This is a genomic window from Deltaproteobacteria bacterium (genome assembly GCA_029210625.1).
Taxonomy (GTDB): domain Bacteria; phylum Myxococcota; class Myxococcia; order SLRQ01; family SLRQ01; genus JARGFU01.
In genome coordinates, this window is sequence record JARGFU010000001.1 from 179,616 (window position 1) to 204,237 (window position 24,622).

The following is a 24,622-nucleotide window of genomic DNA, read 5'->3' on the forward strand; positions in this document are numbered from 1 at the left end:
AGATCTCCTAGAAGCGGCTGCGCAGGTAGCCCTGGAGGCGGGGCAGGATGGGGTGGCCGTAGTAGTTGCTGCCGTCCTCGAGGTACTCGCCCGAGGTCTCCCGCATCTCCAGGCCGAGGATCGGGGTGTGACCCTGGAGGCCGGCCTCCCACTCGGTCCCGCCGAGCCCGAAGGCCCAGCCCGCCCGGGCGAAGACCAGGGTGTTCGCCGCCAGCGGGGTGTTGCGGTTCGGCGAGAGGATGGAGTCGGGGGAGACGTGCCCCCCCCAGAAGCCCGAGGTCCAGAAGGCGAAGGCGGAGAGGCGCAGACCCTCGCCCCCGTAGCGGGCCCCGAGGATCAGGTGGTGGGTGGGCTCCCGCTTGTTCCTCCGCTGCTCCACCTCGCCGCCCGGCAGCTCCACCCGCTCGTAGACCTGATCGAGCCCGTAGGCGAGGTCGAGCTCGAGCCCCTCGATCGGCAGGCGCCAGGACGCGGCGATCTCCGCGCCCGCCGACCAGCTCTTGCTCGGGAAGGACTCGAAGACGAGCTTCACCTCGTCCCCGATGATCGGCAGCCCGGCGAAGTACTGGACGTCCCAGAGGGAGGAGGCGTCGAGTTCGATCTCGTCCCGGTAGCGGGAGAGATAGAGCTCGACCTCCACCCGGAGCTTCTCCTGGAGGAAGCGGCCCCGCCAGCCGAGCTCGGCGATGTCGACCTTGGTGTTGACCAGCTCCTCGCCGCCGAGGCCGGTCGCGAAGATGTGCTGGATGCGCCGGAAGAGATCCTGGTCCTGCAGGGTGCCGGGCTCGAGGAGGAGGTGGCCCTTCTGCTCGAAGAAGGAGGGCTGCCGGTAGGCGCGCGCCACCGAGGCCCGCACCGTGTGGTGCTCCATCGGCCGGTAGACGGCGGTCAGGCGGGGAGAGAAGCCGGGCTCGGGGACCAGGGTGTTGTAGCCCGCCCGGACCCCGGCGTTCAGCTCGAGCGACGAGGCGACCCGCCACTCGAGCTGGGTGAAGCCCTCGACGCGGCCCTCGAAGAGCACGCTCGGCTCGCAGGCGGCCGGATCGAAGGCCGTCGGGGCGCTCTCGGGGCAGGTGACGAACGATCCCTCGCCGTGGTGGACGAGCCGGGTCGAGAGCCCGGTGAGGAGGCGCAGGTCGTCCGAGAGCTTCCAGATGCGCTCGGCGTCGGCCACGTAGGCCCGGGTGGGGTGGAAGACGGGCTGGGGGAGCTGCGCCATCACCATCGACGGGTCGTTCGGCATGCGCAGGTTCAGGTCGAGGGTCAGCTCGGTGTCGAGGAGATCGAAGAAGAAGCGCAGCCGCCAGTCGTGGACGATGGCGTCGGCCCGCACGTAGAGGTGCTCGTAGTAGCCGTCCCCGTTCCCGGCGAAGGTCACGATGTCGCCGCGCTCGGCGCCGCCGCCGACCTCGAGGGTCGCCTCGACCTCGTCGCCCTCGTAGCGCAGCCAGTTCCGGCTCCGGAAGAACCAGGCCCCCACCCGCCCGGGCTCGTGGAAGGGCGACCGGCGGTCGTAGCCCCAGGAGCTCCACCAGCTGAAGCGGCCCCTCGTCCCCGAGGCCTTCAGGTTGCCGGAGAGGGTCTCGGGGCGGTAGCCGGAGAGCTCGGCCTCGACCGTCAGCAGGCCCTTCTCGGCCCGGCGGGTGACGATGTTCACCACGCCCTGCAGGGCGTTCGCCCCGTAGAGGGTGGAGGCCGGGCCCCGGATGACCTCGATCCGCTCGATGGAGGCCAGGTCGACCGGCATCGCCAGCCAGAGGGGCAGCTGGAAGATCGGCAGGAGCACGTCGCGCCCGTCCACCAGCACCAGGATGTTCGAGCCCTCGTTGCTCGAGCCCGAGCGGGAGCCACTGGAGGGGAACGCGATCGTCAGGAGCCAGACGTCCATCCCCGGCACCGTGCGCAGGACGTCCGCGACGTTGTCGAAGGGCATCAGGCGCAGGTCTTCCCGGGTGATGACCGTGATCGCCGAGGGCGAGTCGTCGATCCGCTGGGCGCGGCGCGAGGCCGAGACGACGATGTCCTCCTGCACCAGCAGGGCGAACTCGTCGCTGATGTCGAGATCCTCGAGGGACTCGAAGTCGAAGGCCGCCTCGAGGGCCGCCTCGTCGATCAGCGCCTCCTCGGGGACGCCCTCCTCGGCGGCGCGCACCTCACCGGGCGCCACCGCACAGCAGAGCACGGCAAGCAGTCCCCCCACTCGAATTCGACCCACACGCTCGAGTGACATTGCCGGACTCGATCCTATTCGAGCGCCGGGGGCTTGGACAGCTTCCGGCCGTGCCCCCCTGAAACGCGCTCGGCGCCGGTGTTCGATCCGGGATCGAAGCAGGTATGCTGCGCCGCCATGCGTGCCCCGAAGATCGACGCCCTCGCCCTCTGCGCTCTCCTCACCCTGACCGCCTGCGGTGGAGGCGAGGCCGGTGGGGGCGACGGGGGTCAGCCGCCCTGCGGCGAGTGCGACGGCGGGACGTCCTCGGACCTGGAGGCCGACCTGACGATCGACAGCGGCCCGATCCACGGCGTGGAGGACGGCGACCTCGTCATCTTCCGGGGCGTCCCCTACGCCGAGGCGCCGGTGGGCGCGCTGCGCTTCCGCAAGCCCGTGCCGGTGAGCCCCTGGACCTCGCCGAGAGATGCGACGGCCTTCGGGCCGCCCTGCGTGCAGCGGGATCACACCGGCGCGATGGTGGGCGACGAGGACTGCCTCACGGTCAACATCTGGGCCCCGCGCGCGGCCGGCGCGCCGAGGCCGGTGATGGTCTTCATCCACGGCGGAGCCTTCCTGCAGGGCAGCGCGAACCTCCCGGTCTACGACGGCGCCTCCATCGCCCGCACCGGCGAGGTGGTGGTGGTGACGCTCCAGTATCGCCTCGGGGCGCTCGGCTTCTTCGTCGACGACGCGCTCCTGACCGAGGAGAGCGGCGCGGGCAACCAGGGGATCCGCGATCAGCAGCTCGCCCTCGACTGGGTGCAGCGCAACGCCGCCTTCTTCGGGGGCAACCCCGGAGAGGTCACGATCTTCGGCGAGTCCGCCGGCGGCATCTCGGTCTGCGCTCACCTCGGGGCGCCGAGCAGCGACGGCCTCTACGCCCGGGCCATCGTCCAGAGCGGCACCGGCTGCTACGGGATGCAGCGCCTGCGGGTGCCCACCGTCGTGCACGTCTCGGCGATCAGCCAGGCCGAGAACGTGATCACCGAGGCGGGCTGCCAGAACGCGAGCGACGCCCTGGCCTGCCTGCGGGCCCTGCCGGCGACCACCGTGATCGACGCGGGCCTCTCCGGCGCCGCCAACAACCTCGGCCTCGCCGACTTCGGACCGGTGATCGATCAGGTCCTGCTCTCCGAGGCCCCCTTCGACCGCGTGCGGCGCGGTGAGCGCAGCACCATCACCATCGTCTCCGGCGCGAACGCCGACGAGGGGAAGACCTTCACCCAGGGCCTCTCGATCCCCGACACCGCGACCTACGAGTCGACGGTGCGCGCGGTGCTCCCCCTGCAAGCCGACGAGGTCCTCGCCCTCTATCCGGCCTCGGCCTTCGCCTCGCCCAAGGACGCCTACGACGCGCTCCTCTCCGACCTGGCCTTCATCTGCCCCGCCCTCTCCTTCGCCGAGGCCGCCGGGGAGGGCGGCGGCGAGGCCTACAGCTACCACTTCACCCACACCCTCACGGGCCTGGCCTCCTCCTGGGGCAGCTTCCACGCCCTCGAGCTCTGGTACCTCTTCGACACCCTCGACACCTTCCCGAGCTACTCGGCCACCGCCGCCGACCAGCGGGTCTCCCTGATGCTGCGCGAGGCCTGGACCGACCTGGCCCACGGGCGGACGCCGCTCGCCGACCTGCCCTGGCTCACGACCACCGGCGCCGCGCCGCAGATCGGCCTGCTGGCCGATCCCCCCTCCACCGCCACCGAGATCCGCGGTGGCCGCTGCGACGGCCTCGAGGGGCTGGGCCTGGTGCGGGCGCCCTGAAGCGATGTCGCTCGCCTCGCTCACCCGATGGGGGCTGACGCTCGCCCTGCTGCTGGCCCTCACCGCCTGCCAGGATCCGACCGGTGAGATCTTCACGCCGGCCGGCCTCCTGGAGCGGTACAACACCATGTGGTCGTGGCCGGCGGCCCACCGCGGCAAGTGCGCGGCGGGCGTCCCCGAGAACACCCTGGCCGCGATCGACTCCTGCGAGGAGCGGCGGATCGCGCTGATCGAGCTCGACCTGCGGGTGAGCGCCGACGGGGTCGTCTTCCTGATGCACGACGCGGACGTCGAGCGCACCACCGACGGTGAGCTGCGCTTCCCGGGCCGCACCTCGGTCGACGAGCTCACGGCCGGGGAGCTGCGCTCCCTGGTGATCGACGATCCCCTCTGCCACGCCGCCGCGAGCGCCCTGCCCCGCCGCTGCCGGGTGCCCACCCTGGCCGAGGCCCTGGCCTCCACCCGCGAGTCGGTGCTCCTCCTCGACTACAAGGGCGGCTCGCTCGAGGCGATCGCCGCCACCCTCGAGGCGGGCCACCCCGACAGCCGGCGGACGATCTTCCTCGACTCCAGCCTCGCGACCCTCCGGGAGATGCAGGTGCGCCTCCCCGAGCTGCAGCTGATGCCCCGGGCCGCCAACGTCCCGGAGACCGAGGCCTTCCTCACCTCGGGCTTGAGCTTCTCCTGGCTCCATGGCGACACCGGCTGGCTGGGTGCCATGCGCGAGACCTTCGCCGAGCTGGAGGTGCGCCCCTACGCCAACGTCTTCGACCTCGACGTGGGGATCTCCCTCGCCGCCGAGACCCTGAGCGAGGAGGAGTACGAGGCCTTCCTCGAGGAGACCATCCGCCCCACCCTCATGGACTACCGGGAGCTCGGCCTGGTCGGCTTCGGCACCGAGAGCCCCGCCACGATCGACCGCCTCCTCAACGGCCACGGCGGCTTCGGCTGCTGTCCTCTCTGAGCAAACCTTGAGCACCCTCCTCGGCGAGCTGGCCTGCCTGGGCGCGGCGGCGGTCTGGGCCTTCTCCCTGACCCTCTTCCGGGGGCCCATCGCCGCGCACGGCTCGGTGGCGGTGAACCTCGTGAAGTGCGCGGTGGCCACCCTGCTGCTGGGCGGGACCACCCTCGCCCTCGGCCAGCTCGAGGCCCTGACCGGGGCGAGCCCCGCGGCGCTGATCTTCCTCGCCGCCTCGGGGGTCGTCGGCCTCTCCCTGGGCGACAACGCCCTCTTCGCGGCGGTGCACCGGCTGGGGGTGCACCGCACCCTGCTGCTGCAGACCACCGCCCCGATCTTCACCGCGCTGCTGGCCTGGGGCTGGAAGGGCGTGATCCCCACCGGCCCTCAGCTCCTCGCGGCGGTCGTCATCCTGGTGGGCGTGGCCCTGGTCGTCGCCCCCTCGCGAGGGGAGAGCGTCGAGGCGGACGGCGCCGACCACCCGGCGCCCCTCTCTCTCGGCGTCGCCTTCGCGGTGCTGGCCGCCCTCGGGCAGGGCTTCGGCATCGTGCTCGCCAAGGAGGGCATGAGCGAGGTGAGCGTCATCCCCGCCGCGACCTTTCGCCTCGGCGCGGCGGCCCTCGGCCTCTTCCTCCTGGCGATCCCGGGCGGCGGCCTCGGGCGCACCCGCGCGCTGCTGACGCACCGCCCCTCGGTGAAGCGGGTGATGCCGGCGACCTTCCTGGGCTCCTACCTCGCCATGATGCTGATGATGGCCGGCATCGCCTTCGCCCCCGCGGCCATCGCGGCGGTGCTCCTGGGCACCACCCCGATCTTCAGCCTGCTGGTCGAGTCGGCGGAGCAGCGCCGCCTGCCCGATCTGCGCCCCACCGCCGGCACCCTCGTCGCCGTCGTCGGCGTCGCCGCCCTGGCCCTGCTCTCGGCCTAGCCAGGCACGTACGTCAGACCCACGCCGCCACCACCGGGCCAGAGCAGCGGCGTGACGACCACCTCGGCCGGACGGCGGCGCCTCGAGAGGAGCCGCTGGGCGATCATGGCCGCGCCGATCGCGAGGACCCCGAAGCCCACGCCCGCCAGGGCCGGCTCACCGTGGTAGAGCGCGAAGCCCGCCAGGGTCGCGCCGGCGAGGCCGAACACGATGGCGGGGCCCACCGGCCCCAGCTCCAGGAGCGACCAGCCGGCGAGCCCGACGAGGAAGCCTCCGGCGGTCAGGGCGCCACCGAGCAGGATGCCCGTCGTGTAGGACCACGGAGCACAGTCACCCGGGCTCGCCATCCAGCAAGGAAAGGCCAGCGAGAGCCCCCCCGCCACCATCAGGGCGCCGCCCGCGGAGAGCAGGACCGTGCCATCGACTCGCCGGTGCTCCTTCTGGACCTCCGCCTGCGCCGCGCTCGAGTCGGCCCGAGCGTGAGCCGAGGGAGCGCAGAGGAAGAGAACCACCAACAGCGACGTCACTCCGTACCGCGTCATGCCGACTCCCTCCATCTGCCAGGCCGCTCTCTCCGTGGCCGCCCTCAGACGAGCGCGGAGAGGTAGTCGGCGCGCAGGCCCTCGTCGCGCAGGACGTCGTAGGCGTCGTCGAGGCCGCGGCGGATCTCCTCGAGCTTGCCCCAGAGATCCTGGTAGATGACGTCGGCGTAGCGGGCCGGCTGCATCTCCCGGGAGAGGCGCTCGTAGGCCTCCTTGATCTCGTAGGCGGTGGCGTCGCGGGTGACGCCGAGGATCTCGAAGTAGTCGGCGTCCAGCGCCTGGCGGAACTTCTCCTCGATGCGGGTGCGGTCGATCACCGCCTGGCTCTGCGCCTCCTCGGGAGTCGAGGCCCGGCCCTCGGGCATGGCGCCGCGCACGCGCACGGAGACCTGACCAGTCGACTCGAGGACGTAGAGCACCTGGTAGGTGGGCTCCTCGCCGAGCCCCGAGAGGAAGACCAGCTCCTCGGCGGAGTGGAGCCCATCGACGCTGGTGGCCACCCGCCGCTCGCGGGCCGAGAAGCCGAAGACCTGCCAGTCGCCCGCGGTCTCGGTGGGAGCGAGCACGGTGGCCGGCCCGCCGAGGCAGCGGTGGATGCGATCGAGGGTGTACTTGCGGCGGATGCCCTCGGCGACGAGCGCGAAGGGATGATCGGGCAGGGCCACCCGGGCGTCCTCCGGGCAGACGGCCTGGATCCAGCGCCAGCGCCCCTCCTCCTCGGAGAAGGCCCCGAAGAGCGCCGCCTGGGCCTGGGCCCGGACCGTGTCGTAGAGCTCCTGGGCCTTGAGCTGCCCGGCCTCGACCAGGGCGACGGCCGCCTGGCGGGGGAGCAGATCGCCCTCGGCCCGGATCTGCCGCGCCTGCTGGCGGGTGATCCGGCCCAGGCGGCAGGCGACCTCCTCCAGGCGCTCCGCCGCCGAGGTGGAGCTGGCGCCCACGACCCGGCCGAGCTCGACGAAGACGGCGCGGTTCACCGCGGCGCCGTGGATCTCCAGCACGCCGGTGGCCCGGGCCCGGTAGAGGTCGGCCAGGAGCCGCGGCAGATCCCGCTCGAGGAGATCGCCCTCCTCGGGGAAGGGCGCGCCGGTGGGGTTCGGCTGGATGTCCTGGGGCGCCGGCGAGTGCGGCGCGGGCGCCGGCGGCGGCGCGGGGTTGCGGGGCGGGAGGGGCTGCGGCATGGGCGGCGGCTCCACGGGAGGCGGCGGCGGGGGCGCGGCCTGCTGCACCGGCGCCGGGGCGACGGGCGCGGGCGCCATCGCGGGGGCGGCGAGGCCTCCGTAGGAGGGTGCCGGCGGAGGCGGAGGTGGGGGCGGCTGCTCGGCGATGATCGGCGCCGGGGGCGGCGGCGGTACGGCGATGATCGGCGCGGGAGGCGGTGGAGGTGGCGGGGCAGGCGTCGGGGGCTCGTAGCCCCCCCAGGTGGGCGCGGCCAGGGCCTCGGGGTCGAGCCCCTCGGCACCCTCCACCACCCCCTCCTCCGTGGCGGTCTCGGCGGCACCCCAGCCTGCGGCGGCGCTGGCCTCGATCTCGGGTCCGCCCCCGAAGGGATCGAGGAGCATCGAGCCCTCTTCGACCTCGGCCGGCGGGGCCGGGATCGGAGGCTCGGGCTCCGGGTCGGGCGCATCGAGATCGATCGCCAGCCGGCTGCTGCGCTCGACGGGCTCTCCCTGCAGGGACTCCAGCTCGTAGGTGGTCGGACCGCCGGCGCCCCAGCCCGAGGCCCGGGTCGGCGCAACCTCGCGCTCGAAGGAGGTCCACCCTCCCTCGACCACCGCCGAGCGAGCGGGCCGTGGCGCCGGAGCAGGTGCGGGGGCGGGCGCCGGGGGCTCGGGCTCGGGCGGCGTGGCCGCCACCTCGATGGGCCCGGCGCCGGGTTCGTCCGGGAGCGCCTCGTCCTCGAGCATCGACTCGAGGTCCTCGAGATCCTCGTCGCGCTCGGCCTCCTGCTGGGCCCGGCGCTCGGCCTCGGCCTGGGCAGCCCGCTCGGCCTCGGCCTCGGCCAGGCGGCGGGCCTCCTCGCGGGCCTTCTCCTTCGCGGCGCGCTTGGCCGCCTTGCGGGCAGCCTCCTCCGCCTCGGCCTTGCGGCGCAGCTCCTCCGCCTCACGGCGGGCTTCCTCCGCGGCCAGGCGGGCAGCCTCCTCGGCCGCGAGCCGCGCCGCCTCGGCCTCGGCCTCCCGGCGCGCTGCCTCCTCGGCCGCCTGACGCTCCGCCTCCTCGGCCGCGAGCCGCGCTGCCTCCTCGGCCGCCTGACGCTCCGCTTCCTCGGCCGCCTTCTGCGCTGCCGCCTCTTCGGCCGCGAGCCGCGCTGCCTCTTCCTCGGCCGCCTGACGCTCTGCCTCCTCGGCCGCGAGCCGCGCCGCCTCTTCCTCGGCCGCCCTCTGCGCTGCCGCCTCTTCGGCCGCGAGCCGCGCCGCCTCTTCCTCGGCCGCCTGACGCTCTGCCGCCTCTTCGGCCGCGAGCCGCGCTGCCTCTTCCTCGGCCGCCTGACGCTCTGCCTCCTCGGCCGCGAGCCGCGCCGCCTCTTCCTCGGCCGCCTTCTGCGCTGCCTCCTCGGCGGCCTTGCGGGCCTCCTCCTCGAGGGCCCGCGCCCTGGCGTCCTCCTCCTCCCGGCGCTTGCGCGCGGCCGCGACCTTCTTCTTGGCCTCCGCCGCGGCGCGCTGCTTCATCGCCTCGGCCCGGCGCTTCGCCTCGGCCTCGGCCCGCTCCTTCACCAGGGCCTCTTCCTCTTCCGGGCTGGCGGCCTCGGCGCCGGCGGCGATCTCCCGGGCGGCCCGCTCCAGGTCGGCGGTGCGCTGGCGCTCGAGGGCGTCGGCCACCTCTCCCGCCGAGGCCGCGGTGACGGCGTCGTCGTCGGAGCCGGCCTCGGCGTCGCCCATCATCTCGGAGCCGATGTCACCGAAGAGCTCGTCGGCCAGCTCCCCGGAGCGGCCCGGCTCGGTGACCTCCCAGGCGCCGGTGAAGCCCCGCTCCTCCTCCTCGGGGGCCGGGGCCCCACCCCCGGCGGCCGCGAAGGCCTCCTCGGCCCCCGTCGCGGTGAGGGCCTGGGCGCCAGGATCGGTGAGCGGCTCGTGCTCGTCCTCGTCGAGGGGCGAGGCCATGAAGGAGACCGAGGCCCCGGGGTCGGTGGCGCCGTCGTCCATCGCGGGGACCGGCGGCGGCGCCGCGGGAAGCCCGCTGATCGCGGCCAGGAACTCGGAGGCCTCCTCGTCGCTGGGACCGGGGAGGTCGGGGAGGTCGGGGACGGCGGTCACCGCGGTCTGCTCGCGGTCGCGGTCCATCCCCAGGTAGGCGTCGACCTTGGCGGCCACTTCGGCCCAGGGCACGGGCCGCCGGAAGAAGCCGTCGCCGCCGTTGGCCAGCGCCGAGGCCGCGTCGGTGACCTCGCCCTGGCCGTCGCCGATCATCAGCACCGGCAGCATCGGATCCTTGGCCTGCTGCCGGATCGTCTTGCAGATCTCCAGGCCCGAGTGCTCGTCGGTGGAGAGCGAGAGGATCACCAGCGCGGGATCGTCGTGCTCGATCACGACCTCGGCGTCCGCCGCGTTCGAGGCGACGACCGGCTCGTAGCCACCCTCCTTGAGGATTCGCCGGGCCGCGGAGACGGACGCGATGTCGTCGTCGATGACGAGGATGCGCTTGGGCATGAAGAGTTCGAGGGCAGGCGAGGAAGGAGGCCTGGCAGGTCGCTCGACTCTAGCACCGGCTCCCGGATCGGATCCAAGAAGCGGCCGCCAAAGAGCCCGACTTTCGGCCGCTTAGCCGCGGTGGGAGACGTGCGCTAGAGCATGTTGCCCGGATCCACGTCCAGGCTCATCCGCACCCCGCTGCGCGGCGGCAGGGAGGCGAGGTAGCCCCCCAGCCAGCGCACCGCGGCCGGGCTGCCGGCCTTCACCAGGAGCTGCCAGCGGGCCTTGTTGCGCAGGCGGGAGAGGGGCGCCGGCGCCGGCCCGAGGATCTCCAGGTCGGCCTCCGGGCTCTCCATGGCGGCGATCTCGGCGGCCCGCCCGGCGGCCAGGGCCGCCAGCTCCACCTTCCGCGGGCTCCCACCGTCGAAGCGCACCAGGAGCAGGCGGCAGTAGGGGGGCCAGCGCATCTCCTCCCGGGTGACCAGCTCACGGCGGGCGAAGCCGGCGTAGTCCCCGGCCAGGGCCGCCTGGATCGCGGGGTGATCGGGCTGCCAGCTCTGGAGGATGACCCGCCCGGGATCCTCTCCGCGGCCGGCCCGCCCGGCCACCTGGGAGAGGAGCTGCACCGCCCGCTCGGCGGCGCGCAGGTCGGGGATCCACAGGCCCTGATCGGCGAGCACCACCCCCACCAGGGTCACCCCCGGGAAGTCGTGCCCCTTCGCCACCATCTGCGTCCCCACCATCACGTCGAAGTGGCCGGAGGCGAAGCCGGCGAGGCCCTCGGCCAGGGCGCCGCGCTGCCGGGTGGCGTCGCGATCGAGGCGCAGCACCCGCACCCCGGGGAAGCGCCGCAGCACCTCGTGCTCCAGGGCCTGGGTGCCGGCCCCCGCCGCCTGCAGCTCCCCGCCGCAGCCCTCGCAGTGGCGGGGGATCTCGGCGTCGTGGCCGCAGTAGTGGCAGAGCACCACCGGCGGCGAGCGGTGCAAGGTCAGGCTGATGTCGCAGTTCGGGCAGCGCCGGGTCTCGCCGCAGCTCGGGCAGAGCAGGGCCGGCGCCTGGCCGCGCCGGTTCAGGAAGAGGATGGCCTGCTGGCCGGCGCCGAGGGTCTCCTCGAGGGCGCCGATGAGGGTGCCGGTGAGGAGGGGCAGCACCTCCTCGCGCCCGCCGCCCTCGAAGCTCGCCGGCCGCTGCTGGCGCAGGTCCACCACCTGCACCTCCGGCAGCGAGCGCCGCGCGACCCGTTCCAGAAGGCGGTGGTGGGCGTAGCGGCCGCGCTCGACGTTCGCCAGGGACTCGAGGGAGGGCGTGGCCGAGCCCAGCACCAGGAGCGCGTCGCTCTGCCGGGCCCGCACCACCGCCAGATCTCGGGCGCTGTAGCAGAGGCCCTCTTCCTGCTTGAACGAGCCGTCGTGCTCCTCGTCGACCACGACCACGCCGAGCCGCTCCACCGGGGCGTAGATCGCCGAGCGAACCCCCACCGCGATCCGCGCCTCGCCGCGGTGCAGGCGCCACCAGCTCTCGCGGCGCTCGGCGTCCGAGAGCCCGGAGTGGAGCAGGGCCACCGTCGGCCCGAAGCGCGCCTGGAAGCGTCCGACGAGCTGGGGCGTCAGGGCGATCTCGGGCACCAGCACCAGGGCGCCCAGCCCCCGCTCGAGGGCCGCATCGATCAGGCGCAGGTAGATCTCGGTCTTGCCGCTGCCGGTGACCCCCTCGATCAGGTGGGCGGAGAAGGCGCCGAGGGAGGCCACCAGCGCCTCGACCACCGGTCCCTGCTCGGGCGTGAGCTCTCCGGGGCGGCCGGGATCGGCCTCGACGGCCACCCCTCCGCCGGACTCCGGGGCCTCCTCCAGGGCGACCAGGCCCCGCTCCTCCAGCTTCTTGAGCAGGGGCCCCGCGCCGGGGACGGCGGCCATCAGCTCCTGGCGGCTCGCCTCGCCCCGCGCCTCCAGCCACTCCATCACCGCCCGCTGCGCCGGGGCCCGCTCCAGCTCGAGCCGGGCGTCGTCCAGGGAGTGGAGCTGCCGCACGGTGACCGGCACGGCGCGCCGGCCCTCGCGGACCCCCTCCCAGGACTCGCGCACCTCGGCCACCCCCGCCTCGAGCAGGCGCGCCGCCACCGGCGTGGGCACGCCGCCGCGCCCACCCACCCGCAGGCGCCCGGCCGGCGCCTCGCGCAGGCGCGCGAGCACCTCCTCGGCGGCCTTGCCGAGGGCGGGCGCCTCTTCTGGCGCGGGGCTCGAGGGCACGAGGAAGCGGGAGCCCCGCAGCGCCATCCCCGGCGGCAGGGCGGTGCGCAGGACGTCACCGAGGGGATGCAGGTAGTAGTCCGCGGCGAAGACGCAGAGGGAGATCAGCTCCTCGGAGAGCAGGGGCTCGAGGTCGAGGATCTCCAGCAGGTCCCGGGCCTCGTAGCCCTCGGGGGTGGCCCCCTCCGGCTCGATGACGATCCCGGTGAGGCGGCGGCCGCCGAAGGGGACGAGCACCCGCTGCCCGCGAGCGAGCGGCACCCCGGCGAGGTGCTCGGGCACCCCGTAGGTGAAGGTGCCGTCCACCGGCACGGTGACGGCGACCTCGACGAAGCGACCCGCTGCCAAGGCCTGCCCTCTCCCTAGCTCGCGGGCTTGAAGAGCTTGGGATCGAGGTCGAGGTTCTGCTCGAGGCGCTCGGCCACGAAGCGGGCCCGGAGCTTTCCGTCGACGCGCAGCTGGATCTCGCGGGGGTGGAGCTCGCCGGTGGCCGGATCGTTGAAGCCGGTCATGCGCAGCTCGAGCAGCTGCTCGCCCGATTTCGTCCGCACCTGCACCGGCAGGAGCTTCTCCTTGTCGAACCAGATCGAGGGCTTCTCCACCTCGCTCGGCTTCGCCCCCACGACGTAGACCATCCGGTCATCGAGGCGGGAGAGGCCGCTGTAGGCGAGGTCGATCTTCCAGCGCTTGGCCAGGGCGTCGAGCTTCTCGGCGCCGAGCTCCTTGATGGAGAGGACCGGGCAGGCCAGGGAGACCAGCTCGTCGAGGAGCGCGAGCTTGCCGGCGGCCTTCGCGATGAGCTTGCCGTCGCGCACGATGACGTGGGTGCCGCCGAGCTCGCCGGCCACTCCGTCCTCGTCGATCTCGAAGCGGCAGTCGCCCGGGAAGCGCAGGGTGTGGGTCGCCGGCAGCACCGTCCGCACCCCGGCCGCGTCGGTGATCACCAGCCGGCCGCCGACCTGCTGGTTGTCGGACTTCAGCTTCTCCCGCTGGCTGGCGAAGAGCTCGAAGATCGCGGTGGCGGGCAGCACGTAGGCCAGGGCCGGAGCGGCGACGCCGAGGGTGAGGGCCGCCAGCGCGGCGAGGAGGTGCTTTCGATGCAGACGCTTCATGATCCTTCTCTCTCGAGCAGCTCGCGCATCATCGCGAGCACGCCCTCCCGCAGCTCCTCGCGCTCGAGGGCGTAGGCGAGGTTGGCGTGCAGGTAGCCCAGCTTGTCCCCGGCGTCGAAGCGCTCACCCTTCACCACGATGCCGAGCATCCCCTCCTCGGCGCAGAGGGACTGGAGGGCGTCGGTGAGCTGGATCTCGCCGCCGTGTCCCCGCCCGGTGCGGGCGAGGTGGTCGAAGATCGAGCCGGGCAGGAAGTAGCGGCCCATGATCGCCAGGTTGGAGGGGGCCTGGCCCTGCGCCGGCTTCTCGACCAGCTCCTCGATCCGGAAGACCTCGCCCTCCCACTGACCGGCGACGATGCCGTAGCGGTGGGTCTGATCGTCCGGGACCTCCATCAGGGCGATGACGCCCTTGCCCTCGCGCTCCCCCACGACCTTGAGCTGCTCGATGGCCGGGACCTCGCAGCGCATCAGGTCGTCACCGAGGATCACCGCGAAGAACTCGTCGTCGGCGACCGGCCCGCGGGCGCAGAGGACGGCGTGGCCGAGCCCCAGGGGCCGTTTTTGCCGGACGCTGGTGAGGCGGCACATCATGCTCACCGCATGAACCGCCTCGTACTCGGCGCTCTTCCCGCGGTCCTGCAGGGTGCGCTCGAGCTCGAAGGCGATGTCGAAGTGATCCTCGATGGTGCCCTTCCCCCGCCCGTTGACGAGCACGATCTGCGAGAGCCCCGCCGCCACCGCCTCCTCGACGTTCAGCTGGAGGGTGGGCACGTCGACGATGGGCAGCATCTCCTTGGGGATGGCCTTGGTCGCCGGCAGGAAGCGGGTGCCGAGGCCCGCGGCGGGGATCACCGCCTTGGTCGCGTTGCGCATGGGGCTCGAAAGGTACCGGGGGGCAGCGGAGGGGACAAGGGAGCAGGCCCTCGCCCCGCCGCTCACTCGTCCCTGGAGGCCGCCTCGACGGTGTGGTCGAGGCAGCGCGCGATCTCGTCCGCGTCGAGGTGCTCGCCCTCCTTCGGCTCGAGCCGCAGGGCGATGCGATCCCCGGAGGCCTCGACCTCCAGGCGCCCGAGCTTCTCGTACTCGGTGGTCGGGCAGCCGCAGCGCCCCTCCCGGCAGGCCTGGAAGGCCTCGAGGAGCGCCTCCTTCTTCTCCCCGGTCTCCTCGAGCTTCACCTCGAGGTGATCCGGCTTCTCTTCCAGCTCGTAGCGCACCATTCGATGGTCCTCCTCTTCGGTGGCCACGTCTACAGCAGCTCGAGCGAGGTGGCGACCCAGGCCTCGACCTCGGCCCAGCGCTCGAAGACCCAGGCGGCCCGCCCTTCCGCCGGGATGCTCGCGGCGGGGATCCGCCAGAGGCGCACCCGCAGGCGCCGCCCGACCAGCGCGCCCCCGAAGAACTCGGCGAAGCTCTCCACCCCCTCGAAGCCGGTGTGGGCGAGGATCACCACGTCGGTCTTTGGCGCCGCCTCCAGCAGCGCCAGGACGCCACCGAGCCGCGGGGGCAGGACGTGGTGGAGGGCCTCGGCGCGCTCGACCAGCGCCGCTTCCCCCGCCTCGCGCAGCCGCGCCAGCGCCCGCTCGCGCTTGGCCGGGGAGAAGCGGGTCCCCTCCGGGAAGATGAGCACCCCGCTGCGATCGTCGAGGTCCCGGCCCAGCCCGGCCACCGCCGCGACGGCCTCCTCGCTGCGCCGGCCGGAGCGATCCACGAAGGCGTTGGGGAGGCGTCGGCCGACGACGTCGAGGCAGGGATCCCAGAGCAGCTCCTCCTTGAGGACGTAGCGCAGCAGGAGGTCGTGGGGGTTGGCGAGGACGAAGGCGGCCAGCACCGTGTCGGCGGTGCTGGCGTGGCGCACCCAGAGGAGGAAGGGCGGCGGGAGCACCTCCGCGGCGCCCTCCACCTCCAGCGTCATGCCGTAGATGCGCAGGGCCCCGCCGAAGAGGTGGTCGCTCCACCAGCGCTGGAGGATCCGGTTGCGCTCGAGGTAGCGGGCGTGGCCGCCGAGGCGGCCCCCGTGGGCCCGAAGCCAGATCGCGCCCGCGGAGAGGAGGCCGGCGGCCTCCAGCCCGAGGTAGAGCCCGAAGAAGAGGACGGCTCGCAGCTTCCCGGCCCGGCGTCGCCCCGCCCCCGCGAGGTCGGCGAGCCCGGCGAGGAGGAGCCAGGCCGGCGCCAGCCCCCAGACGAGGGCGAAGAGGAAGAGCACGAAGGGGATCGAGAGGAGGCGGCGGCGCCAGATCTGCCAGAGGGTCTCGCCGCGCCGGCGCCCGATCGGCAGCGGCCCCGTCACCGCCCGGCCAGGCCCTCGATCGCCGCCATCACCTCGTCGAGGGGCGCGTGATCGCCCGCCTCCCGGCTGCGCTGCTGGTAGACCGTCTTGCCAGCGGCGGTGATGAGGAAGACCCCGCCGAGCTGCCAGGGGTCACCCTTCACCGCCGTCTGCCGGAAGCCCGCCTTGAGGGCCCGCAGGGTGTGCCCGGGGCTGCGCAGGGAGAAGGCCCCCCAGGCCCCGCCGGCCTTCAGCCCGGCGGCGGCGTAGGCCTTCATCTCGGGGTCGACCCAGAGCTCGAAGTCGATCCCCGCCTCCTCCCGGAAGGCGCGGGCGTAGTCCGGCGTCCCGTTGCCGATCACCACCAGCCGCACGCCCCTCGCCTCGATCTCGGCTTGCGCGCCGCGCAACTGCGCGACCTGCTCGCGGCAGAAGATTCACCCGAAGTGGCGGATGAAGACGAGGAGGACCGGCCCCCGCTCCCAGGCCGAGCGCACCACCACCGGCGCGCCTCCATCGTCGACCAGCTCGATCGCCGCGAGCTTCTTCGCCGGATCACTCAAGGCCTCACCTCCACGTCGCAGATCTCCTCGCAGAAGCGCCAGAGGGCCTCCCGCTCGGCGGGCGCTTCCCGCGTCCCGGGCAGGAGGTAGGGCGAGACGACTCGCCGGTCGAAGAAGAGCTTGCCGCTCTCGCCCTCCACCCGCTCGGCCACCGCCAGCCACAGCGCGGTGTCCGCCCCCTCCTCGGCCGTGCGCAGGCGCTTCTTCGTGAAGCGGTAGAAGGCCGGGAGCGAGCGCTCGACCCCCGGGGTCGCGGCCCAGCCCGGGTGCATGGCGTTGACGGTGGTCCCCGAGCCCCGCAGGACCTCGGCCCACTGCGCGGCCTGCACCACCTGCGCTCGCTTGGTGTGGGCGTAGGCGACCACGCCGTCGTAGGGGCCTTCCGTGGCGCGCATCGCCTCGAGGTCCAGGCGCCGGGCGTACATGCCCCCCGAGGAGACGTAGATCACCCGCGAGGAGGCGAGCCGCTCGCGCAGCAGGTGGTTGAGCAGGAAGGGCCCCACCACGTGGGTCGCCAGCGTCAGCTCGAGGCCCTCCTCGGTCAGCTCTCGCTCCGGCGGGAGCAGGCCGGCGTTGTGCACCAGCACGTCGATCTTGCGGTCGCCCTCCCGGCCCTCCAGCTCGGCGGCGAAGGCCCGGATCGACGCGGGGCTAGCGAGGTCGATCACCTCGAGGTGCAGCTCACCGTTGCCGGTCTCCTCGATCAGGGCCTGGCGCGCCGCCTCGCCGCGCTCGGCGCTGCGGCAGAGCAGGTGGACCCGGGCGCCCAGGCCCGCCAGGCCGCGGGCCACGGCGAGCCCCAGGCCGCTGTTGGCGCCGGTGACCAGGCAGACCTTCCCCGCCATCGAGCGCTGGAGATCCTCGGGATGGAAGGCGCGCTGATGGCGCAGGAATCCCGTGCGATCGAAGGAGTAGTAGATGCTCGCGTCGAGCAGTCGATCGAAGATCCCCATGTCCCGGCCTCCCACCACTCTAGCCCCCTCCGGCCCCGGGGCACCCCCCGGAAGGTGAGAACCAGGCGCCTTTTCGGGAGGAGGAGGAAGGGAGGGGTCTGGGCAGGAAGGACGACCGCCTCTTGCCGGGGAGGGAGTCGTTCGAGGCTCCAGCCTAGCCTACAGGGGGGCCTCGGGTATGAGGCCTTCACCCGGCCGAAGAGCTTTCATCTGAAGCTGCTCGGGTCCTAGAGGCGCTGGTCTAGACGCGACACGGCTCACGGCTCACGGCTCATCGAGGTCGACAGCGCGCCCGGGAGGTGAATCGGCTTGCCTCTTCACCTTCCTGGACTACCGAGGCACCACCGTGAGCCGTGAGCCGTGAGCCGTGTCGGTCACCCACACACCTCGAAAGCGAGCCCGGCACCGGAGCACCAATCCATGCCCCTACCGAAGTCGGGCAAGGGTGTCAGGGTGAGAAAGGAACTTCCCGGAGGGGTAGGAAGAATAGCCGCCCTTTTGGCGAGGCGGAGTGAACGTAGACTGAGTTATCAGACCCAGGGCGGGGCTCGTTCGAGTCAGGCTAGGGGGCGCCAACCCGCGCACGGCGCAGCGCCAGGGCCCCGAGGAAGCCGACGCCGAGCAGGGCGAGCAGCGCGCCGGGCGCGGTCGCGGTCTGGCAGCCGCCCTTGTCGTCGCGGGGCGTGCCCTCGACGCAGTAGAGGCATTCGTCGACGTGGGTATCCGGGTTGTCGGTGCAGCCGCTCACGGGGCTGCAGACGCCGGTGCCGGTGGGGTAGAGGTCGCAGGCGTCACCTGCGGCCTTGTCCTCACAGGCCCACCACGGCGCCGGCGCGTTGGCCCGGGCCGGCGCGGCCCAGAGGATGCAGACGAGCGGGAGCAGCCAGAGAAGGTGACGCATCGATTTCCTCCCCGCATCCCTTCCGGAAGAGACGCGACCGCGGACCAGTCTCCACCGCCGCCCCGCCTGGTGACAAGGTAGAAGCCCTCCATGGTGACCTACCTCAGCGCCCTCGCGATCACGCTGGTCAGCGAGCTCTCCTTGCTGGCCCTCGCCGCCTGGCTCCTGCGCCAGCCCGTACGCCGGGTGCTGCTCACCCACCTGCTGACCAACCTCGTCACCCACCCCGGGCTCTGGCTGCTCTTCCCCCGCCTCGATGGTGATCCCGGCACCCGGCTGTGGGCGATGGAGGTCGGCGTCACCCTGATCGAAGCCGCCGCCCTCGCCACCGCCGGGCGCGTACGGTCGCGCCTGCTCGCCCTCGGCCTCGCGGTGGCGGTGAACCTCGTCTCCTGGGTGCTGGGCGTCTACCTGCTCTAGGCGAGCTCCGGGGCCACCCGGCCCCCCACCAGGTGTGTGGCACCTTTTTCGGGGGCCGCCGACCCGCAAGCTCGAAGGCGAGCTCAAGCTCGTCGTGACCTACCAGGGCGGACGCGAGCACTTGCCGGTCGTCGAGCTGATCGACGAGCGCAAGGCCGCCTGACTCCGGCCAGGAGCCGAGAGCATCGCGACGATGCCGGACCGACCCGGGCGGGACCGGTGCGCCGTGCGCCGGATGTCGCGTCGATTCGACTCCCGATCGGCGCGAATCCCGCCTTCGGGCGAAGGCTATTCAGTTATCAGAGATCATCATGAACTGAACATTCGACCAGGTCGGATGCCTCGTTTTGATACACGCAAAAACGGTGGACCAGCACAGTGGGGTGCGGGTCGCGTCGGCGTAGTTCGCCATCGTCTGGGATGAAGGCGTGGCGTTGGCGGGATGGCAAGGGTTGTTCCCCGCATATCCTGTCCAGGTCGTGGGTTGGCGTGCGAACGGATCCGTCTGCCCGCTCCTCAGCTACCAGCGTTCCTCCATTCGTGGACGCGGGATCTAGCAGCGGGTTGAAGCGGGGCTGGACCTTTCCACGGCTTACCCTGTGTAGTTTGACTCCAGGCGCACAGGTCACACGAAAGCACGAGCGAATCAGAATCCGGGTCCTCAAGCACGCGCAATTGTGTCTCGCTACAACGTGGACAAACGACCGTCGATTCGATCGTGACGCCCGCCCAGAAAATGTCTCGCAGACGCATCGCGAGCAGTTCCATGGACGTCGGCCGCACCGCCGTCAGCTGCCGGACTTCTTCGTCAGGGTCGAGCGACGAATCCTCAATCGGAAAGCGGGACAGATCCATCGCGGCCAGTCGGTCTAGGCCCCACCGCTCACGCAACTGCGCGCTCCAGTCTGCGAGATGCGCCTTCAACCAACGCTGAAGCAACTGCAATAGCCCAGGTCGATCGCCTGGCGAAAAGGATGACTCAAGCTGACCGAGCAGATCGGACACCAAACCTTCGACTCGCATCCTGGCTCCAATCAATGCGGGAACGCGGTGATGAGGTTTCCCGCCTCGTCCGTGAACACCTTCAACACGCTCGTTGCCCCGCCTCCGTTATTCAGCGATGAGGTGCCAATCGTTCGACCCACGTCCACAGTTCTCAAGAACTGGCCGTCTCCGAGCGCACTCACGGGTGAGCGAACCACCTGCGGACTCTGCAAGATAGAGCGCAACTCACTCGGTGCGACAGAGAACACCGACCTGTTGTTGGCGACCGCGCGATTGAAGTGCCCTTCGACGACGTGCTGCCAACCAGCCGACACAGGGTTGCCGCTCGCTCGCAGCGGCGTGAACCGAGTCGGTCCATTCGCAAGATTGATGCGACTGGCGACACGGCCAGTCACTCCCCTTGCGGCAACCCGCCGCACCCCCGCCTGAGCCAGCGAAGGTGCCGTATTTGGCTTCCTGCCGGCAATTCGGCCCAGTCCCCGCACCCCAGCCGCCATCCGCCCGCTCTGCGCCGCCTCGAAGCCTCTGACCGCCGACCCCGCCGCCGCGTTGAACTCATCCGCGAAGTTCAAAGACCGGCTGAAGGCCCCGGCACCCCCAGCCGCCATCGCCTGTCTCGCTGCAGCCCAGGCCCTCTGGCCCGTTGCCACCGGCGCCCGTACCGCCGCGTAGCCTGCCTTTCCGGCCCGCCACGCTGTCGATAGCGCACTTCGGGCGACTCCGAGGCCTCCGGCCACCATCAGCGCCGTGTCCCCGACCGCCATCACCAGGTGCCTCGTGGCCGTGCCGACCCTCTTCCCCTCTTCGTACCCGGGGGTGAGGCCTCTTCGGCGCATCAGCTCCGCCTCGTCTATCGCCTCCGATAGCCCCTGACCGGCTCGCAGCACTGCCTCGACCGGGTTCAGGACCCGGCTCATCATCTCGAAGCCCGTCTCCCCCTCCTGCCGCTTGAACCACCCCGAGACAGCATCCACCTGCGCCTGGCCGGCCTCGAATCGCGCGAGTTCCTCGTCCGAGAGCCCCTGCTCGAGGCCCTTCTTCTTGAGCCTCGACCAGTCCGCGAGCCCTCCGATGAAGTCCCCGGTCGCCTTCGCCATGTCGTAGGCGCACATCACCGGATCCAGGCACAGGCCCCGCTGCAGCCCCCGCAGGAACTCCACCGAGTACGCCCCCGTCGGGAGGAGTAGGAAGAATAGCCGCCCTTTTGGCGAGGCGGAGAGGACCCACTGGCGGTAGGGGGCCGGCGGGAGGACCCGGTCGACGAGGTGCGCGGCGGTCTCGATCATCCGCTGGCCGTTGCAACTCGGGCAGAGGCGGCGCGAGTTTCATTCGGCGTGCCGCCATCGTTACCCTCGTCATTTCGGGGGGTTCGGCGAGGCTCCCGGTGACGATCCGGTCCGGCGATTGGACCGGGCGGCCGGTTCTCGGCGCGGTGAACCATGGAATGCGGGCGCGGCGGGCCGGGTTCGGGGGGAGGATGAAAGGGACGCTCCTCCTCGCCCTCTCGCTGGCGGCCGCGCACCCCGCCGCCGCCGCGACCTTCGCCACCTATGTGGAGGAGGGGGCCCGGGCCGCCGACGGCTTCGACCTCCCGGTGGGCGACGGCGAGGGGGGCGGGAGCTACCGGGACGCCTCGGGCAAGGAGCACCGGGGCTGGCGGGTGGCGACCCACTTCGGGGAGCGCTACGCCCTGGGGATCCACCCGGGCGAGGACTGGAACGGCCGGGGCGGCGGCGACACCGACCTGGGCCAGCCGGTCCTCGCGATCGGCCGCGGAAAGGTGGTGGTGGCCCGGGACTTCCCCGACCCCTGGGGCAAGGTCGTCGTGATCGATCACCTCTACTTCGAGGGCCACGCGCCGAAGCGCGTGCGCTCCCTCTACGCCCACCTCTCGCGGATCGACGTGGCGGAGGGCGCCGAGGTCTCCCGGCGTCAGCCGATCGGGGCCATCGGCAAGGATCCGGCCGGCACGATGTGGGCCCACCTCCACCTCGAGCTGCGCACCGACGCCACCCTGCCGACGACCTACTGGCCCTCCAGCGAGGGCCGGGACCTCGCCTGGATCCGCGGGCGCTACCTGCCTCCCCGCGAGTTCATCGAGGCGCGCCGCGCGCTGCCGGTGCCGGCGGCCGAGCCCCGGCTGGTGCTCGTCGACACCGCCCGCTACCGGATGCGCCTCTACGAGCGGCGGGGCGGGAAGCTCGTCGCGACCGAGGGCGAGGCCCTCGAGGTCGGCTTCGGCCAGGCCGCCGGGCGCAAGCGGAGGCGGGGCGACAACCGCACGCCGCGCGGCGTCTACCACGTGGTGTCGAAGGCCCGGCAGGACTTCGGCGGCGCCTACGGGGCCTACTACGGCGGCCACTGGATCAAGGTGAACTACCCCGGCGCGCACGACGCCGCCTGGGGCCTCGAGCAGGGCCTGATCGACGAGGCCCGCGCCCGGAAGATCCGGGAGGACTGGCAGGCCCGCCGCCTCACCGATCAGAAGACCGAGCTGGGCAGCGGCATCGGCTTCCACGGCTGGAAGGGCGAGTGGGAGGGCGAGGGCGGCGCGCACCTCTCCTGGGGCTGCGTGGTGATGCACAACGCCGACATCGCTCGCCTCTACGACTGGTTCGCGAAGGGCACGATGGTCGTCCTCTTCTGAGAGCTGACAGCTGACAGCTGATAGCTGCTAGGAAGGGCCCCATGGACTTCCGCCTCGCTGCGCTGCTCCTCGCCGTCACGCTCCCCACGGGCGTCACCGCCGAGGAGCCCGAGGTGAAGCCCGCCGAGGAGGTGGTCGTCACCGCCCCCGAGCCCGAGGCCGAGCTCGACGGCGGCGGCCTCCGGGAGCGGATCGATCGGCTCACCCTCTCCCGCCGGGCCATCGGCACCACCGCCGAGGCGGTGGAGGAGGCCACGGGGGTGCGCGTCCAGCGGACCAACCTCGGCGGCGGCTCGGCCTACCTACGCGGGCTCACCGGCCAGCAGGTGCTGATCCTCCTCGACGGCGTCCGGCAGAACGACGCCACCTTCCGCTCGGGACCCAACCAGTACCTCACGGCCATCGACCCCTTCCTCCTCGACTCGGTGGAGGTGGTGCGAGGGCCGGGCTCGATCCTCTACGGCTCGGATGCCATCGGCGGCGTGATCGCCCTGCGGCTGATGCCTCCCTCCCTCTCCCGCGAGGGGCGCACCCTCGGGGTGGCGGGCAACGTGCAGGTGGCCACGCCCACCCGGGAGAAGTCGGGCCACCTGCGCCTCTCGGCCGCCTACCCCGGGGCCGCCGTCTACCTCGCCGCCTCCTACTCCGACTTCGACGACCTCGAGACCCCCGACGGCATCGTCCCCTTCACCGGCTACCAGGCGGCCAGCTTCGCCGCGCGGGGCCTGGCCCTGGTGGGGCCCGGCCGGGCCGAGGTGAGCTACACCTCGAACCGGCAGCTCAACGTGCCCCGCACCGACCGCTGCCCGAGCCAGCAGGACCTCGACGCCGGCCTCCCCTTCGACTGCCGCTGGTGGGACGAGCAGGTGCGCGATCAGCTGAGCGTCGCGTGGGTGGCGAGCCTCGGCCCCTTCGATCGCCTGGAGGCCCGGGCTCACTTCAAGCGCTCCCACGAAGAGCGGCTGCGGATCCGGCCGGGGCGCGAGGAGCACGAGCGGGACGAGGTCGACTCCCCCGGGCTGCGCCTCGAGGCCGAGCTCTCTCCGCACGAGCGCCTGCGCCTGCGCTTCGGCACCGACCTGGGCACCGACGTGGTGCGCTCCAGCGCCGAGCACGCCTACGCCGACGGCAGCGTGCTCACCCTGGAGCGCGGGCGCTTCACCGACGGCGCGCGCTGGCTGGGGGCCGGCACCTTCCTCCTCACCGACGTCCGGCTCCACGCGCTGGTCGAGGCCTTCGCCGGCGGCCGCCTGCAGCTCGTGCACGCCACGGCCTCCGATCCGATCTTCGGCGAGGTGGAGCTGACGCCCCTCTCGGCCCTCGGGGCCGCGGGGCTCCGCCTCTTCCCCGGAGAGCCCGCCTCGGTGGATCTCGAGATCACCCAGGGCTTCCGCGCCCCGAACCTCGACGACCTCTCGGCCCTCGGCCCCTTCGGCGGCGGCTTCGACGTGCCGAACGTCGATCTGGGACCCGAGCGCTCCACGGCCTACCAGGCCAGCCTCCGCCTGGGCCTGGGCGTGCTGCGGGCCGAGCTCGCCGGCTTCCTCCAGCAGCTCCGCGGAGCCATCGTGCGCGCCCCGGCCGAGTACGAGGGCTCGAGCACCTACGACGACGGCGGCGAGCTGCTCACGGTCTACCAGCGGGTGAACACCGGCGAGGCGAGGATCTTCGGCGGCGAGGCCCGGATCGATCTCCTGCTGGAGGGCGGCCTCTCGGCGACGGTCAGCGCCTCCTTCGCCCGGGGGGACGATCTGAGCGAGGACACCCCCCTCTCCCGGGTCTCACCTCCGCTGGGCCAGCTGGTGCTGCGCTATCACCGGCCGGGGGGCGGGCCCGAGCTGGAGGGCGTCGTGCGGGTGGCGGGCGCCCAGCGCCGCCTGGCGCCGCGGGACCTCAGCGACTCGAGGATCTGCCCGGCGGGTCCCGCGCAGTGCGAGGGCACCGAGGGGTACGTGGTCTTCGACCTGCGGGTGGGCGTGCCCTTCTCGGAGAAGGTGCGCGCCGATCTGGCCCTGAAGAACGTGGGCAACACCCGCTACCGGGTGCACGGCAGCGGCATCGACGGTGCGGGGCTGGGCGCCTCCCTGCGCCTCACCTGGAGCTACTGAGGGCCTCCATCTGCTCCGCCTCCTCCTTGCAGGAGATGCAGAGGGTGGTGACCGGCCGGGCCCGCAGGCGAGCCTCGGAGATCTGCTCCCCGCACTCGTCGCAGATGCCGAACTCTCCGTCGTCGATGCGCCGCAGCGCGTCCTCGATCTTGCTGATCAGGCGCCGGTCCCGATCCCGCAGCCGCAAGGTGAAGTTGCGGTTGGTCTCGGTGGCGGCCCGATCGCCGGGGTCGGCGTGGATCGCCCGGTGGGTGCCCATGTGATCGACGGTGTCGATCGAGGCGTCCATCAGAACCGAGAGACGCTCGTTCAAGATCGTCCGATAGGTTCGCAGCTTCCGCTTGTCCATCGCGCCTCCCATCTGAAGGTCCG

21 protein-coding genes are annotated in these 24,622 nt (G+C 72.5%); 7 read left to right on the top strand and 14 right to left on the bottom strand.

All coding sequences use genetic code 11. The features are described 5' to 3' along the window. Positions 1-7: 7 nt before the first annotated feature. On the bottom strand, positions 8-2,200 hold the full coding sequence (locus P1V51_00825) for a TonB-dependent receptor (protein ID MDF1561549.1): 2,193 nt from the start codon (positions 2,198-2,200) through the stop codon (positions 8-10). 147 nt (positions 2,201-2,347) lie between these two features. Here P1V51_00825 and P1V51_00830 point away from each other — a divergent pair, with 147 nt between their 5' ends. The 3 genes from P1V51_00830 to P1V51_00840 are packed head-to-tail and all read left to right on the top strand — an operon-like array spanning position 2,348 to position 5,859. Beyond that, positions 2,348-3,973 (top strand): carboxylesterase family protein, encoded by a 1,626-nt coding sequence (locus tag P1V51_00830; GenBank protein MDF1561550.1) that lies wholly within the window; start codon positions 2,348-2,350, stop codon positions 3,971-3,973. 4 nt (positions 3,974-3,977) lie between these two features. Further along, the gene (locus P1V51_00835) at positions 3,978-4,937 is read left to right on the top strand and encodes a glycerophosphodiester phosphodiesterase family protein (GenBank protein ID MDF1561551.1); all 960 of its coding nucleotides are present in this window, start codon (positions 3,978-3,980) and stop codon (positions 4,935-4,937) included. A 7-nt stretch (positions 4,938-4,944) separates the two neighbouring features. Next, entirely contained in the window at positions 4,945-5,859 is a 915-nt protein-coding gene (locus tag P1V51_00840) for a DMT family transporter (protein MDF1561552.1), read from the top strand. Here P1V51_00840 and P1V51_00845 read toward each other — a convergent pair. From P1V51_00845 to P1V51_00895, 11 genes are all read right to left on the bottom strand, one after another. Beyond that, positions 5,856-6,401: a hypothetical protein gene (locus P1V51_00845; GenBank protein ID MDF1561553.1), complete on the bottom strand. Its 546-nt coding sequence runs from the start codon at positions 6,399-6,401 to the stop codon at positions 5,856-5,858. The genes P1V51_00840 and P1V51_00845 overlap by 4 nt on opposite strands. 44 nt (positions 6,402-6,445) lie before the next feature. Beyond that, positions 6,446-10,045 (bottom strand): response regulator, encoded by a 3,600-nt coding sequence (locus P1V51_00850; protein ID MDF1561554.1) that lies wholly within the window; start codon positions 10,043-10,045, stop codon positions 6,446-6,448. Positions 10,046-10,179: 134 nt separating this feature from the next. Next, entirely contained in the window at positions 10,180-12,621 is a 2,442-nt protein-coding gene (priA, locus tag P1V51_00855; protein ID MDF1561555.1) for a primosomal protein N', read from the bottom strand. Positions 12,622-12,635: 14 nt separating this feature from the next. After that, entirely contained in the window at positions 12,636-13,385 is a 750-nt protein-coding gene (locus P1V51_00860; GenBank protein MDF1561556.1) for a hypothetical protein, read from the bottom strand. Beyond that, complete coding sequence (locus P1V51_00865) at positions 13,382-14,260, bottom strand: UTP--glucose-1-phosphate uridylyltransferase (protein MDF1561557.1); 879 nt, start codon at positions 14,258-14,260, stop codon at positions 13,382-13,384. Before P1V51_00865 ends, P1V51_00860 begins: the two co-directional genes overlap by 4 nt. Before the next feature lie 62 nt (positions 14,261-14,322). Continuing rightward, positions 14,323-14,604, bottom strand: coding sequence for a hypothetical protein (locus P1V51_00870; protein MDF1561558.1), 282 nt, complete (start codon positions 14,602-14,604; stop codon positions 14,323-14,325). A gap of 29 nt (positions 14,605-14,633) precedes the next feature. Then, entirely contained in the window at positions 14,634-15,674 is a 1,041-nt protein-coding gene (locus P1V51_00875) for a lysophospholipid acyltransferase family protein (GenBank protein MDF1561559.1), read from the bottom strand. Beyond that, on the bottom strand, positions 15,671-16,090 hold the full coding sequence (locus P1V51_00880) for an AhpC/TSA family protein (protein ID MDF1561560.1): 420 nt from the start codon (positions 16,088-16,090) through the stop codon (positions 15,671-15,673). The genes P1V51_00875 and P1V51_00880 overlap by 4 nt, the downstream gene beginning before the upstream one ends. Then, a complete protein-coding gene (locus P1V51_00885; GenBank protein MDF1561561.1) occupies positions 16,091-16,216 on the bottom strand; it encodes a hypothetical protein in 126 nt (41 codons plus the stop codon). Continuing rightward, the gene (locus tag P1V51_00890; protein MDF1561562.1) at positions 16,213-17,169 is read right to left on the bottom strand and encodes an SDR family NAD(P)-dependent oxidoreductase; all 957 of its coding nucleotides are present in this window, start codon (positions 17,167-17,169) and stop codon (positions 16,213-16,215) included. Before P1V51_00890 ends, P1V51_00885 begins: the two co-directional genes overlap by 4 nt. Positions 17,170-17,731: 562 nt before the next feature. Continuing rightward, positions 17,732-18,070 carry a hypothetical protein gene (locus P1V51_00895; GenBank protein ID MDF1561563.1) on the bottom strand — a complete coding sequence of 113 codons (339 nt, stop codon included), beginning with the start codon at positions 18,068-18,070 and terminating at the stop codon, positions 17,732-17,734. Positions 18,071-18,160: 90 nt separating this feature from the next. On the opposite strand from P1V51_00895, the gene P1V51_00900 reads away from it, so the two are divergent. Beyond that, positions 18,161-18,490: a hypothetical protein gene (locus P1V51_00900; GenBank protein ID MDF1561564.1), complete on the top strand. Its 330-nt coding sequence runs from the start codon at positions 18,161-18,163 to the stop codon at positions 18,488-18,490. 34 nt (positions 18,491-18,524) lie between these two features. After that, positions 18,525-18,653, top strand: a complete 129-nt coding sequence (locus P1V51_00905; protein ID MDF1561565.1) for a hypothetical protein — start codon at positions 18,525-18,527, stop codon at positions 18,651-18,653. Positions 18,654-19,524: 871 nt separating this feature from the next. Here the strand turns inward: P1V51_00905 and P1V51_00910 are convergent. Further along, positions 19,525-20,781: a hypothetical protein gene (locus tag P1V51_00910; protein ID MDF1561566.1), complete on the bottom strand. Its 1,257-nt coding sequence runs from the start codon at positions 20,779-20,781 to the stop codon at positions 19,525-19,527. Between the two features lie 191 nt (positions 20,782-20,972). On the opposite strand from P1V51_00910, the gene P1V51_00915 reads away from it, so the two are divergent. Together P1V51_00915 and P1V51_00920 are read left to right on the top strand one after the other, a co-directional pair. After that, positions 20,973-22,142: a peptidoglycan DD-metalloendopeptidase family protein gene (locus P1V51_00915; GenBank protein ID MDF1561567.1), complete on the top strand. Its 1,170-nt coding sequence runs from the start codon at positions 20,973-20,975 to the stop codon at positions 22,140-22,142. Between the two features lie 41 nt (positions 22,143-22,183). Then, positions 22,184-24,250 carry a TonB-dependent receptor gene (locus P1V51_00920; protein MDF1561568.1) on the top strand — a complete coding sequence of 689 codons (2,067 nt, stop codon included), beginning with the start codon at positions 22,184-22,186 and terminating at the stop codon, positions 24,248-24,250. Here the strand turns inward: P1V51_00920 and dksA are convergent. Next, complete coding sequence (gene dksA / locus P1V51_00925; protein ID MDF1561569.1) at positions 24,234-24,599, bottom strand: RNA polymerase-binding protein DksA; 366 nt, start codon at positions 24,597-24,599, stop codon at positions 24,234-24,236. The genes P1V51_00920 and dksA overlap by 17 nt on opposite strands. Positions 24,600-24,622 lie beyond the last annotated feature (23 nt).